The following is a 13,951-nucleotide window of genomic DNA, read 5'->3' on the forward strand; positions in this document are numbered from 1 at the left end:
TCTTATTGACTTTATTTAAAGTTTTGGTATATTTAATTAGTTAGGTGTAATTTTTTAGTGAAAAAACTATATTAGGAGGTTGGATATGAGGACAACTTTTAATCCACACAACAAGCATATTAAGAGAAGCCAGGGCTTCAGAGCAAGGATGAAGTCAAGCACCGGAAGGAATGTGCTTTCAAGAAGAAGAGCACATGGCAGGAAGAGACTTATTACCGTATAGTGAGACTTTGGGAAAGGCTCAGTGAGAAGGAATTTGAAAGCGTTTATAAAAGTGGCAAAAAGTTCTACGGCAAATATATTGTGGTTGTTGCATCAAATGCAGTTAAGAAAAAAGTGGGATTTGTTGCCTCTAAGAGAATTGGAAAATCCCACATAAGAAATCGCGCAAGGAGATTAATGAGAGAAGCCTTTCTCAAGCTTGAGCCGGTGTTACCTGAAGATTATAGTTTTGTTCTTATTGCAAGAAACACCATAGTAGGTCTTAAGATGCAAGATGTCCTCAGTGACCTTGAGGGCATCGTTTTTCGATTTAGAAAGAGCCTTTTGGATAGAAAGGAGGCTCAGGAAGAATGAAGAAATTTTTGTTAGCAGTTCTCAAATTTTATAGAAAGTATATATCGCCTTTGAAGCCACCAACATGCAGATTTACCCCTACCTGCTCTGAATATGCAATTGAAGCAATAGAAAAGTATGGTGCAAAAAAGGGTGGATTTTTGGCAATTAAGAGAGTATTAAGGTGCAATCCCTTCTTCCCTGGGGGGAATGACCCTGTTCCTTGAGGAGGATAAAATGAAGAAGATTTTGTTGGTGTTTGGTTTTGTTTTGTTACTTTCAGTATTTTTGACAGGTTGCGCAACAAGCCCTTTCCCCAAGACAACTGAGCCAGGAGTTATTGTTCAGGTTATAGCAACCGGAAGACCAATGGAGAACATTCCAGTTGGTGTTAGGGTTGTTAATAACACTCCGGACCCTATTCTTGAAGTTACGGTAAAACTTGTTTCTATTAATGGCAATGAAGACCTCAAACCTTTTGACCTGTGGAAGTCAGGAAGGGTTGTTTCTTTAAAGGACATCGCTAAAACAAGCGTAATTGATGCAGGTAAAGATGCAACATTCACATTCTATGTTACAAGTTACACTGAAATCGACCCGAAGCCCTATCCTGCAAAATTTGAGGTAACTTACAAGGATGCAAACGGTAAGGTAACTACTATCGAGAAAGAAGCAGTAATAAATATTGTTCCAGTTAGCGGTTTTTATAAATTTATGCGTCTTATTATTGAATGGATAAACAAATTTACCCACAATTATGGGCTTGCTATAATTGTTCTTACAATTCTCATTAAACTTATAACCCACCCTCTAACAAGATACCAGTTCAAGTCAACTGCAAAACTTCAGGAGATACAGCCAGAGTTAAAAAAGATTCAGGAGAAATACAAGGATAATCCACAGAAGCAACAGCAGGAGATTGTGAAACTCTACAAAGAAAAAGGTGTGAATATGTACGGAGGATGTTTGCCAGTCCTTGTCCAATGGCCACTTTTGATTATTCTTTATGGTGCGCTTATGAACTATGCACCATTCAATAATGCAAGGTTCCTCTGGCTTACAAACCTCAACACTCCTGATAAGTATTATATCCTTCCAGTTCTTGTATTCCTTTCGATGTTCCTGCAGTCTAAGACTTCACAAATGCCAGGAACAGAAATGGACCCAAATACAAAGATGTTTATGTACTTCCTCCCTGTTATATTTGCAGTGTGGGCAGTAAGCTGGCCGCCATCAGTGCTTCTCTATTGGATTACCTTCTCTTTAACTGCTACATTAGAGCAGTACCTCATCATTAGGTCTCTTGAAAACTTTAAGAAAATGGCGTTAGAAGAGCCGAAAGAGGTAGTAAAGAAGGACAAGAAGGAGAAGTAGTATGAGTGAATTTGTGGTCGATTTTGTTAAGGATATCTTTGAAAAAATGGGCGAGAGCCCTCAGGTAGAGGCAGGCAAAAAGTTCGGCGGCTACTATATAAATGTTAAAAACCTTTCGAACAAAGGACATTACATTGGTGAAGATGGGACAGTGCTCAGAGCGATCCAGTTTATTGTGAATGTTTATGCGCACAAGGTTGATAAGAACTTCCCAACGATTATACTCGACATAGACGGCTACAAGGGGAAGCAGTACGAGAGGTTAAAAACTATTGCAATTGAAGCAGCCCTGAAGGCAAAGAGACTAAGAGAGCCTGTAGAACTTCGTCCAATGTCCGCGCAGGCAAGAAGAATTATACACCTTACGCTTAAAAATTACCCCGATATCTGGACTCATAGCGTTGGAAAGGAACCAAGAAGGCGTGTTATTGTAGATATTAAAAAGTGAATGATACGATTGTTGCAATTGCAACCCCTCGAGGTTTTGGGGGAATTGGAGTTATAAGGCTTTCAGGAGAAAAAGCCTTAGAACTTGCACAGAGTATTTTTGATAAGCGTATAGAGAAGCCCCGTTATGCATACTACGGGGCTATTACTATTGAAGGGACACCCGTAGATACAGGCATTGTCATTTATTATAAGAAGCCTCACTCCTATACAGGCGAAGATGTTGTAGAGATATCAATGCACGGTGGCATTAAAAATCTTGAGATGGTTTTGAATTTTCTCATTTCTAAGGGAGCGCGTCTTGCAGAGAAGGGAGAATTTACAAAAAGAGCCGTAGAAAACGGAAAAATGGACATATTCGAGGCGAATGCAGTTATAGAACTAATAGAAGCAAAAACTGAAAAAGGGGTTCTTCTTGCATCCTCAAGGCTTTTCGGAAAATTAAGTAAGGTTGTTGAGGATTTAAGAAATAGGATTATGGAAATAAATGCAAAAATTGAAGCAACAATTGATTTTCCTTTTGATGTGGAAGAAATTCCCAAAGAGGTTTTGAAAGAGGCTCTTACACAAATAAAAAATGACATAGAAAAACTTCTTTCAACATACAATGATTCAAAAGTTGTCTTTGACGGCGTGCGTGTTGCAATCGTAGGAAAACCCAATGTTGGAAAATCTACACTCCTTAATGCACTTCTTAAATTTGAGAGGGCAATAGTCTCTGAAATCCCCGGGACAACAAGAGATACGATAGAAGAAACAATTGACTTCTTTGGATTTCCCGTGAAAGTAATTGACACTGCAGGTATAAGGGATTCACAGGATGTAATTGAGAAAATGGGCGTTGAAAGAAGCAAGCGTGCAATTATTACATCAGACCTCATTCTTTTTGTTTTTGATGCCTCTACCCCACTCGACGAAGAGGATCTTGAACTTGCAGAGTTTACCTCAGGAAAGAGCCGTATCATTGTTCTCAATAAAACCGATCTTCCAAAAGCAATAGACATAAATCAACTTTCGAAATTATTCCCAAATGAGCCTATAATAGAAATTTCTGCACTTTTGAAAGAGGGAATTGAGGAAGTCGAACAGGCAATAAAGAAAAAGATTCTAAATATTGATATTGATTCGATTCTTGTGTCAAATAAGGTGGAGTATGATTTATTAAACAATGCGTTAACCCATATCAAGCATGCAATTGAGAATCTTGAAACTCAAACGCTTGACCTTGTTTCAGAAGAGTTGAGAGAGGCAATAGAGATTTTAAGTTCTGTAAGTGGAGAGCAAATTGGTTCAGAAGTGCTTAGTGCAATTTTTGAAAGATTTTGTATAGGAAAATAGTATTTGAGAAATTGACATTTAATGCAATAATATTGTGTAGCTAAACAAGGAGGCTAATCATGAATGAAGTGATTGAAAGGGCCTTATTCACTGCAAAGAAGTTAGGAGCAACTTATGCTGATGTAAGGCTCATTGAAAGAGTTGTTGAAGACATAAGTGTTTCAAACGGTGAAGTAAAAGGTGTAAAAAAGCGACTCACAAAAGGATTTGGAGTACGTGTAATCGTAGATGGTGCGTGGGGGTTCTTTTCCTCTTACAGGGTTGAACCTCTCGAAGGAGAGCGTGTTGCTCAAGTTGCAGTTCAAATTGCAAAGGCGTCTGCCAGGACTAAAATTGAAGATGCGCGTCTTGCTCCAATCGAAATCTATCAGGAAAAAGTTCCTCAACCTGTAAAAATTGATCCATTTTCAGTTCCACTCAATAAAAAGATAGAATTTATGCTTTCGCTTGATAAGTTAATGGAAAAGCCAGGTATCATTGTAAGGTCTTCCTCGATGCATTTTTCAAAAGAGTGGAAGACTTTTGCGTCTCTTGAAGGTGCCTTTATCGAGCAGGAGCGTATAGTAAGTGGGGCAGGAATACAGGCAATAGCAACTGATGGAAGGGAAATACAGGTAAGGAGTTACCCTGCATCTTTTGGTGGTGATTATGCAAGGAAGGGGTATGAATTTATTGAGGAGATGAAGTTGGAGGATAATGCTGAGAGAATTTCAAATGAGGCGTTAATGCTTCTTAAGGCAAAGCCTGCTCCATCAGGAAGGATGGATTTAATAATTGGTCCATATCAGATGGCGCTTCAACTTCATGAATCCGTTGGACATCCATCAGAACTTGACAGGGTTCTTGGTGAAGAGGCATCATTTGCTGGCACATCATTTTTAACACCTGAGAAACTCAATAATTTCCAGTTTGGCTCTAAGTATGTGAACATTGTTGCGGATGCAACAGTTGATTATGCGCTTGGTGGTTTCGCTTACGACGATGAAGGAGTAAAGGCTAAGAGAATTTATCTTGTAAAAGAGGGACTATTTGTTGGATACCTTAATTCAAGAGAAACGGCACAGAGGCTTGGGCTTGAACCAATGGGTGCAATGAGAGCAGATAACTGGAACAGGCAACCAATTATAAGGATGACAAGTATTAACCTTGAACCAGGTAATATGACCCTTGACGAACTCATTGAGGGTGTTCAAGAGGGTTTGCTTATTGATGTAAATAAGTCGTGGAGCATTGACCAGAAGAGGTTGAACTTCCAGTTTGGGACAGAAATTGGATATGAAATTAAGAATGGTAAAATTCAGGATATGGTGAAGAATCCTACATATTCTGGCATAACTTATGAGTTTTGGAGAAGCCTCGATGGAGTTGGAAACGATAGTTACTATCACATTTTGGGGCTTCCAAACTGTGGGAAAGGAGAGCCGATGCAAGTTATGGAAGTAAGCCACGGCTCGAGTTATGCAAGATTTAGAAATGTAACTGTGGGGGTAAAACATGAATAAAGAGAGAATTTTAGAAATTTTGGATTATGTAGTTAAGAGCACTAGGGCTGATGCGGTTGAGGCAGTTTTGGTTGGTGGTGAGTCTTACCTAACAGGTTTTGCAAATAACTATATCCACAGAAATGTTGGAGAAGAAAATTATGAACTCAGTATAAGGGTTGTTCTGGGTAAGAAAATTGGTGCGTCTTCTACTTCTGATTTGAGTAACGATGCAATTGATGCTGCAATTGAAAATGCTATAGGCATTGCAAAACTCCAAAAGGAAAACAAAGACTTCGTAAGTTTACCAAAAAATTACCCTGGAGAAACTGAATTTAAGTTTGTTTCTGATATTCCTGATGCAGACACCCGTGCAAGCATCGTTAAAGTCCTTGTTGATGAATCTAAAAAGTATGGGTTTGTTTCTTCTGGTAAGTTTGAGGCAGAGTTAATGCAACTTGCTGTGAAAAACTCTCTTGGTGTTGAAAGGTATATGGAAAGAACCGCTTCAACCCTTAAGAATATAGTTATGACAGACACTTCCTCGGGATTTTCGCAGGATTCGAAGGCAGACTACAGAGACATAGATGTTCAAAACATCCTTGAAGAAAGCCTCGAAGTTGCAAAAATGGCTCAAAACCCTGTATCAATTGAGCCAGGTAAATACGAGGTAATTTTGACGCCATACGCAGTAGAAGAATTTCTTTCATCAATGAAGTATCTCTCGCTAAGTGCAAAAAATATTGAAGAGGGAACAAGTTTTATGAAGGGGCATTTTGGCGAGAAGATGTTCCCTGATCTTATTACGCTTTTTGATGATGGATTAAATGATGAAACATTAAAGATGGGATTTGATTTCGAAGGAGTCCCGAAGAAAAAGGTTACATTTATTGAGAATGGTGTTGTAGGTGATGTTGTTTACGATTCTTTCTATGCCTACAAAGAAGGCAAAGAACCAACAGGACATTCACTTCCACAGCCAAACGAACTTGGCGCATATCCTATGAATTTCTTTGTTGGGAAGGGTGGATCTACTGTTGAAGAGATGATTTCGCATGTTGAAAAAGGGCTTTTTGTTCAAAGATTCTGGTACACAAATCCTATGGAACCCGTAACACTACTCATTACTGGGATGACAAGAGATGGGCTTTTCCTTATCGAGAATGGTAAGATTACAAAACCAGTTAAACACATGCGTTTTACTGAAAGTATTTTAAATGCATTCAATAATTGTTTGGAGATTTCAAACATTTCTAAGATAATATATGAGGATGGTGCAGTGACAACAGCGCCTTATATGAGAATAAAAGACTTTAACTTTACAAGTGCAACAGAATTTTGATAAGGAGGTAAAGGATGAAAAGAATAGGAATTGTGTGTGATGGTGGCGATGCTCCAGGCATTAACACTGCAATAAGAGCTATTGCAAGGGCAAGTTTTGAGAAAGAGTATGAAGTGCTAGGCTTTATTGACGGTTTCCACGGTCTTATCGAAAACGATGTAAAGATAATCACCAAATCATCTGTCTCAGGAATTCTTGCGCTTGGAGGAAGCATCCTCGGAATTTCAAGATTCAATCCTTATAGAGATCCAAAATATATAGAAGCAATAAGGGAAAACTTCAAGAAGAATTCGCTTACACTTCTTGTTTTTATTGGCGATAGAGATACCATTACAATTGCAAAAAAACTTTCGGATGACGGTATCCCATCAATTGTAATTCCAAAAACGATTGATAACGATGTCTATGGCACAGACTACTCAATAGGTTTTGATACAGCTGTATCTGTCATTGCCCAATCTCTTGATAGCCTTCATGCAACCGCTTCAGCCCACCACAGGCTTATGGTTGTAGAAACAATGGGAAGGGAAACAGGATGGCTTGCTCTCTTCGGAGGGCTTGCAGGTGGTGCAGATTATATAGTTATTCCAGAGGTTCCATTTACAATGGAAGAGATTGCATCTCATGTTGAAAAAAGGAAGAAAGAAGGAAAGAACTTCTCAATAGTTGTAGTTGCAGAGGGTGTTGTATTGCCTGACGAAGATAGAGCGTCGTTCGAGTACGATGAATTTGGACACAAGGTAAACGCAAAGAGAATGGTTGGCTACAGGCTTGCTTCAAAACTTGAGGAACTTACACATCTCAAATCAAGGGTTATGGTTCTTGGGTACCTCCAGAGAGGAGGAATTCCAACAAACGCTGATAGAATTCTTGCAACTCGCCTTGGAGTAGAAGCGGTAAACCTTGTTGGCAGTGGAACAACAAATGTTGTTCTTGGTGTGAGAGATGGTGAAGTAATAACGACACCATACGAAGAAGCCTACGATAAGGTTCATACGGCTGATACAAAGTATTACGAACTTGCGAGGATATTCTTCTAAAGATGCTTGAAGGTTCTTTAAGAGATTTTTCTCTGGATGATTTACTTCAGATGATTTCCCTCGGGGGAAAAACTGGAGAACTCCACCTCGAGGGGACAACTCCTTTTGGTAATAAGAAGGGCATAATATACTTTGAAAATGGTGAAGTAAAGGATGCGGAAACAGAAGAATCACGTGGAGAGGTTGCAATTGTTGAGCTTCTCAACATAAAGGAAGGGTCCTTTAAGTTTGTTCCTAATGATACGCTTCATGTTAAGAGATCAATAAATAAATCAATACCTGACCTTGTCCTTCTTGCAACTTCAAAGTTAGATGAATGGAACAAGGTTAAGTCGAGGGTTGCTTCCGTTGATTCTGTTTTTAAGATGGTAACTGATGAGATTCCTGATGAAATTCATCTTTCGCAAACAGATTGGAAGGTCTTAATGCAACTTCAGAAAGGATTAACAATAAGAGAAGCTGCTTTAAAGCTTAATATGACTGTTTTTGATGTTGCAAAGATAGCTTATGGTCTCGCTGCTTTAAAAATTATAAAAGAAATAGGGCAGAAGAATCCCGAAACGCAGGAATTTAAAAGTAAGGTGCCTCCAAAAAATTTTATTATGAGGCTCGTCGATAGGATTAGGGGGCTTTAATGAGACACTATAAGATAGTTGTTACGGGGCCGTTTGCAGCGGGAAAAACAACATTCATTAAAACCATTACAGAGATTGCACCTATAGTAACGGAAGCAAAGACCACCAAAGAAGAAGAGTCAACCGTAAAGGATTCAACGACTGTTGCAATGGATTTTGGTAGAATTACCGTTGATGATGATTATGTGCTTCATATTTTTGGTACACCTGGGCAGTTTAGATTTAATTATATGTGGAGTATCCTTTCAAAGGATGCACTTGGCGTTATTCTTCTTGTCGATTCAGGCGATAGAAGTATGTTTGATGAAGCAAAGGATATGCTTAACTTCTTTAGAGTAAAAACAGATGCGCCCATTGTTGTTGCGTTGAACCACTTTAACGAGAAGGAACATGTTAGTGAAGAAGAACTTAGAAAGATAATGAACTTGCCAGACTCGATACCTGTAATTGGATGCGATGCAACAAATAAAGAAAGTGTTAAACAGGTGCTTTTGAAACTTCTCGAACTCATTCTCGAAAATGAAGTTTAATAAAGTTTTTAATTTTTAGTTTTTTTGTATAATATATACATGAAAATACCCTTAAAAAGGGAAAGGAGGCAAAAGGTATGAAAAAGTTGTTGGTAGTAATGTTAGCGATGGTGCTTGTTGTGTCCCTTTTTGCGGGATGCAAACCTGCATCAAACAAACTCGACTTGTCTACAAGAAAGTTCAAAATTGGTCTTGTAACGGATGTTGGTGGTCGTGGTGACAGGTCTTTTAACGACTCTGCACTTCGTGGTCTTGAAACCTGGGCTGCAAAGGTAAAGTACGTTGAAGGTGGCGGTTATGAGGCATTAACTGACGAAGAGTATAAGGCAAGTATTCCTGATGACCTTAAGGACAAGAACATCGTTCCTCTTGATGTAGAGCCAATCGTTCTTGAGTCGAAGGCAAAAGAGGACTACATTCCAAACATTCAGACACTTGTGGAGCAAAAGCATGTTGATCTTGTTATTGGTGTTGGTTTTATGCTTGCAAACGCAATTGGAGAATCAGCATTAAAGTATCCAAACACAAAGTTTATGCTCATTGACTCAACACCTGTGGATGCAAATGGTAACCCAGTTAATCCTCCAAATGTTGTTTCATACCTCTTCAAAGAGAACGAGTGTGGATTCCTTGTCGGAGCAATTGCTGGTTATGCAACAAAGGCAAACAAAGTTGGTTACATTGGCGGAATGGCAATTCCACCAGTACTAAGGTATGAAGCAGGATTTAGAGCAGGCGTAAAGACAACAAATCCAAATGCCCAGGTTATTGGTCAGTATACAAACTCATTTACTGATGCAGCACTTGGAAAGAGCGCAGCACAGTCTCAGATGGCACTTGGTGCTGATGTCCTCTTCCATGCAGCAGGTGCAACTGGAAACGGTATGTTCCAGGCAATTTGCGAAAAGGGTGCACCTTACTGGGGTATTGGTGTAGATGTTGATATGGGTCTTGATCCAAACCTTTGCCCGGATAGGACGCTCACTTCTGCAATAAAGCATGTTGACTATGCAACTTATTTAGCAATCAAATCTATTGTCGATGGAACATTCCAGAGTGGATCTGTTACACTTTCCCTTAAAGATGGTGGTGTAGGCTACGCACCGGACCATGTAAAGGACGTTCTCACTGCAGACCAGATTGCAAAAATCGAGAATCTAAGAAAGATGATAATTGACGGTAAGTTCACCGTCCCAGAGGATCCAAAGGCTGTTAATACCTGGACTCCTCCATCAGGATTTTAATAAGTAAATTAACGTTTTCGGGCAGGTAAGGTGTAGCCTGCCCATATTTTTATATTTGGAGGTTGATTGTGGAAGCGCTAAGAGTTGAGAATATTGTTAAAAGATTTCCAAATGTCCTTGCAAATGATAATGTTAGTTTATCAATCGAAAAAGGCGAGATTTTTGCAATAGTTGGAGAAAATGGTGCCGGGAAATCCACCTTAATGAAGATTGTGTATGGTCTCTATCTTCCTGACTCGGGAAATATCTATGTTTTTGGTAAGAAAGCAAACTTAAAAGACTCAAGAGATGCAATAAACCTTAAGATTGGTATGGTGCATCAGGAGTTTATGCTAATACCGAGATTTACCGTTACTGAAAATGTTGTCCTTGGTGATGAGCCAAAAAAATTTGGCTTTGTTTTTGACTACAGCAAGGCAGTAAAAGAAGTTAAAGAATTATCAGAGAAGTATTCGCTTACAGTTGACCCAACTGAAAAGGTTGAAAACCTTCCTGTTGGAATCCAGCAAAGAGTTGAGATATTGAAGATTTTGAGGCGTGGTGCAGAAATCCTTATATTTGACGAACCAACAGCAGTTCTAACGCCCGAGGAAACAGAAGAACTCTTTAAGACATTAAGAAAACTTAAGGAAGCGGGAAAAACGATTGTATTCATTTCTCACAAATTGAGTGAAGTTATGGAAATTGCAGATAGAATTGCCGTGATGAGAAGAGGTAAAGTCCAGGGAATTGTTAAAAAAGAGGAAACAAACGAGAGAGAACTTGCAAAAATGATGGTTGGAAGGGATGTTGTCCTTGAAATTGAAAGAGTAAAGACAGAACCTGGAAATGTAGTTTTTGAAGTGAAAGACCTCACCGTGAAAAATCCGAGAGGTATTATTGGCTTAAAAGATGTTAGTTTCAAAGTAAGGGAAGGTGAAATTGTTGCGATTGCAGGTGTAGAAGGAAACGGACAATCTGAACTTGTTAACGCCATACTTGGATTTTATAAACCCATAAAAGGTGTTATATCCATTGCGGGTAAAGAGATGAAATTTATAACACCTTATGAAATCCGTTCTAAAGGGCTTGCATATATTACTGAGGATAGAAAAAGAAGAGGTCTTATTTTGCAGTACAGGGCAAGAGAGAATATCATCTTAGGTAAACATACACTTTATCCTTTCTCTAAAAATGGCATAATGAATGATGCAGCAATTGACGAGTATGCAACAAGGAAGTTACAGGAGTTTGATGTGCGTCCACCTGAACCATATATGAAGGCAGTTAATTTTTCGGGTGGAAACCAGCAAAAAATAATTCTTGCAAGGGAACTTTCCATGGATCACAAATTCTTGCTTGCATCTCAACCTACCCGTGGGCTTGATGTTGGTGCAATGGAATTTGTATATAAATGGCTTATAGAAGAGAAGAAAAAAGGAATTGGAATTTTGCTAATATCTCTGGAACTTTCAGAAGTAATGGGGCTTGCTGATAGAATTCTTGTCCTCTATAAAGGTGAAATTGTTGGTGAAACAACACCTGAGAATACAACTGAGGAAGAACTTGGAGAAATGATGCTTGGTCTTAAAAGGAAGGTGCTACAATGAAAGAAGTCTTTGGTAGAATCTTTATACACAGGCGTGAAGAAAACTGGTGGATGAATTTATTGGTTCCAATAACTTCTATTATTATAGCTCTTATTGTCGGTGCAATATTCATTGCCTCTACTGGGCGTGACCCTATACTTGCATACAAGTTGATGTTTGGTGCTTCTGGGCTTGTTCCAGGACCATATTTCAAGACGCACTTCGCTGAGATGCTACTTTATACAGCCTTATTTGCTTCAACTGGTCTTGCATTTGCTTTACCTGCACGTGCTGGGCTTTTCTCGATTGGTGCAGAAGGTCAGTTTTTAGTTGGTATGATAACTGCAGCATTTTTTGGTTTCTGGAAGCCTCTTTACAACCTTCCTTCTTTTATCCACATAACTATAATCTTTGCGATGGTGATTCTCTTTGGTGGCTTGTGGGGGCTTATTGCAGGCTTTCTTAAAGCAAAAAAAGGAATTAACGAAACAATCATAACAATAATGCTAAACTGGATTGCCTTTCACCTTATTGAAGGTTGGCTTGTTCCGACGGGCGGACCCCTTGCTGCAGATGTCTCAACAGGAGTTTCAGGGACACCTTATGTATCACCATCGGCAAGGTTACCTGTTATACTTCCTGGAACAAGGCTCAATATAAGCATACTCGTAATGCTTCTTGTAATTTATTTAGCGTGGTTTTTGCTATATCGGACCGTTTTTGGCTACGAAATAAGAGCAATGGGATACACAGCGATTACAAATATGGAAGCCCCGAAAATTGGTGGTGTAAATACCGAAAAAAGGATTATGCAAATAATGTTTTTGGGCGGTGCAATTGCAGCACTTGGTGGTTCTTTTGTTGTACTTGGTTTTTTGGGGCAGTATCCTCCTGTTTTTGAGGGTGGTTATGGTTTTGATGGTATTGCAGTTGCTCTTATTGGTGGAAATGAACCAGTTGGGATTTTACTTTCTTCCATGCTTATAGGAGGATTAAGGACTGGCGCAACAGCGGTGCAACTTGCAAGAATCCCTAAGACATTCCCTGCAATTATTGAAGGTCTTATTGTTGCTTTTATTGCTCTTAACGAACTTATAAGGTATCTCCTGTCTAAAGTCCTTTTAAGGAAGAAGGAAGGTGTAGCATGAACTGGACATTCTTAATTAATCAATCAATTGCACAGATGCTTGATTTTGCAGCGCCAATACTTTTTGCCGCATTAGGTGGTGTTGTATCTGAGAATGCAGGCGTTGTTAACATTGCACTTGAAGGCATTATGCGATTTGCTGCATTTTTCGGGGTGTGGGGCGCATTTGTTTCCAAAAGTCCGTGGGTAGGATTGCTCTGGGGTATTGGAATTGGTGCTCTACTTGGTGCATTCCATGCTTACATAACAGTAAAGTGGGCAGGTGACCAGATTGTTTCAGGTGTTGCAATAAATGTAGTTGCTGCAGGTGGCATAAGATATTTCCTTGAGTGGATTTTTAAAACAACCGGGTATTCCCCGAATGTTCCATATTTTGGAGACCCAGCACGTTTGATAAATTTAAAATTTCTTGAGAATATCCCCGTTCTTGGTGCTTTTGCGCATCTACATATATTTATATGGCTTTCTTTGATCCTTGTGTTTGTCCTTCATTTTCTTCTATATCATACCGTCCTTGGTTTAAGGATTCGTGCAGTGGGCGAGTATCCTCTTGCGGCAGAAACCCTTGGTGTAAATGTGTTGAGAATAAAGTGGTTTGCAGTTATTCTGGGAAGTATTATTGCTGCACTTGGTGGTGTTGCGCTTTCTTTGGGCACAATGTCTTCGTTTGTGGAGACGGGTATGGCAGCAGGTAAGGGCTTTATAGGTCTTGCTGCTATGATTTTTGGAAAGTGGACTCCAATCGGTGCAATGTGGGCAACTTTCCTTTTTGCTTCAGCTCAGGTTTTACAGTTCTTGCTCCAGGCGGTTGCAAAAGGTGTTGCAACTAAGATTCCTGTTGGATTTTACCTTGCGCTTCCATACATCCTTACAATAGGTGCGCTTATTGGTGTTGTAGGTAAAGCTGTTGCACCAGCAGCAGACGGCGTGCCATACAAGAAAGAAAGTTAAGAATATTGGAGGAAGGCTTTGCCTTCCTCCAACTCTACCCCAAAAACTAATCTTTGTCTTTCTGGGGTAAGTTCGAAAAGGGGACTTTACCTTTTCGATTGAATGGAGGAGATGTCTCACTTTGTTCGACATGACCATTAATGGAGGAGGGAAAAGTCTCCTCCTTCAACTCTTCCCGAAATTAATTTTTTGCCTTTTGGGGTTGTTGGGAAGAGGGTCTTCTTCCACTTCCCAATATTAGGAGATCCCTCACAAAAGACGTTCGGGACGACCAAACTACGGTCGGTTGGAAAGGGGGC

General features: G+C 39.5%; 15 protein-coding genes. All 15 read left to right on the top strand.

The window, feature by feature from the left end:
- Positions 1-85: 85 nt before the first annotated feature.
- The 15 genes from rpmH to JHC30_01210 all read left to right on the top strand — a co-directional run bounded on the left by rpmH (position 86) and on the right by JHC30_01210 (position 13,652).
- Complete coding sequence (gene rpmH, locus JHC30_01140) at positions 86-223, top strand: 50S ribosomal protein L34 (protein ID MCI4462759.1); 138 nt, start codon at positions 86-88, stop codon at positions 221-223.
- Entirely contained in the window at positions 223-576 is a 354-nt protein-coding gene (gene rnpA, locus JHC30_01145) for a ribonuclease P protein component (protein ID MCI4462760.1), read from the top strand. Before rpmH ends, rnpA begins: the two co-directional genes overlap by 1 nt.
- Positions 573-782, top strand: a complete 210-nt coding sequence (yidD, locus tag JHC30_01150; protein MCI4462761.1) for a membrane protein insertion efficiency factor YidD — start codon at positions 573-575, stop codon at positions 780-782. Before rnpA ends, yidD begins: the two co-directional genes overlap by 4 nt.
- Positions 783-792: 10 nt before the next feature.
- Entirely contained in the window at positions 793-1,929 is a 1,137-nt protein-coding gene (gene yidC, locus JHC30_01155) for a membrane protein insertase YidC (protein ID MCI4462762.1), read from the top strand.
- Position 1,930: 1 nt separating this feature from the next.
- The gene (locus tag JHC30_01160) at positions 1,931-2,377 is read left to right on the top strand and encodes a KH domain-containing protein (GenBank protein MCI4462763.1); all 447 of its coding nucleotides are present in this window, start codon (positions 1,931-1,933) and stop codon (positions 2,375-2,377) included.
- A complete protein-coding gene (mnmE, locus tag JHC30_01165; protein ID MCI4462764.1) occupies positions 2,374-3,714 on the top strand; it encodes a tRNA uridine-5-carboxymethylaminomethyl(34) synthesis GTPase MnmE in 1,341 nt (446 codons plus the stop codon). Before JHC30_01160 ends, mnmE begins: the two co-directional genes overlap by 4 nt.
- 59 nt (positions 3,715-3,773) lie before the next feature.
- Positions 3,774-5,216 (top strand): TldD/PmbA family protein, encoded by a 1,443-nt coding sequence (locus tag JHC30_01170; protein MCI4462765.1) that lies wholly within the window; start codon positions 3,774-3,776, stop codon positions 5,214-5,216.
- Positions 5,209-6,537 (top strand): TldD/PmbA family protein, encoded by a 1,329-nt coding sequence (locus JHC30_01175; GenBank protein MCI4462766.1) that lies wholly within the window; start codon positions 5,209-5,211, stop codon positions 6,535-6,537. Before JHC30_01170 ends, JHC30_01175 begins: the two co-directional genes overlap by 8 nt.
- 14 nt (positions 6,538-6,551) lie before the next feature.
- Positions 6,552-7,577, top strand: coding sequence for a 6-phosphofructokinase (locus JHC30_01180; protein MCI4462767.1), 1,026 nt, complete (start codon positions 6,552-6,554; stop codon positions 7,575-7,577).
- A 2-nt stretch (positions 7,578-7,579) separates the two neighbouring features.
- Complete coding sequence (locus tag JHC30_01185; GenBank protein MCI4462768.1) at positions 7,580-8,212, top strand: DUF4388 domain-containing protein; 633 nt, start codon at positions 7,580-7,582, stop codon at positions 8,210-8,212.
- Complete coding sequence (locus JHC30_01190) at positions 8,212-8,742, top strand: ATP/GTP-binding protein (GenBank protein ID MCI4462769.1); 531 nt, start codon at positions 8,212-8,214, stop codon at positions 8,740-8,742. Before JHC30_01185 ends, JHC30_01190 begins: the two co-directional genes overlap by 1 nt.
- 77 nt (positions 8,743-8,819) lie before the next feature.
- Positions 8,820-9,986: a BMP family ABC transporter substrate-binding protein gene (locus JHC30_01195; GenBank protein ID MCI4462770.1), complete on the top strand. Its 1,167-nt coding sequence runs from the start codon at positions 8,820-8,822 to the stop codon at positions 9,984-9,986.
- A gap of 68 nt (positions 9,987-10,054) precedes the next feature.
- The gene (locus JHC30_01200; GenBank protein MCI4462771.1) at positions 10,055-11,575 is read left to right on the top strand and encodes an ABC transporter ATP-binding protein; all 1,521 of its coding nucleotides are present in this window, start codon (positions 10,055-10,057) and stop codon (positions 11,573-11,575) included.
- Positions 11,572-12,702 (top strand): ABC transporter permease, encoded by a 1,131-nt coding sequence (locus JHC30_01205; GenBank protein ID MCI4462772.1) that lies wholly within the window; start codon positions 11,572-11,574, stop codon positions 12,700-12,702. Before JHC30_01200 ends, JHC30_01205 begins: the two co-directional genes overlap by 4 nt.
- Positions 12,699-13,652, top strand: a complete 954-nt coding sequence (locus JHC30_01210) for an ABC transporter permease (protein MCI4462773.1) — start codon at positions 12,699-12,701, stop codon at positions 13,650-13,652. Before JHC30_01205 ends, JHC30_01210 begins: the two co-directional genes overlap by 4 nt.
- Positions 13,653-13,951 lie beyond the last annotated feature (299 nt).

Origin of the sequence: Caldisericum sp., from assembly GCA_022759145.1 — a bacterium.
In the GTDB taxonomy this organism is placed as follows: Bacteria; Caldisericota; Caldisericia; order Caldisericales; family Caldisericaceae; genus Caldisericum.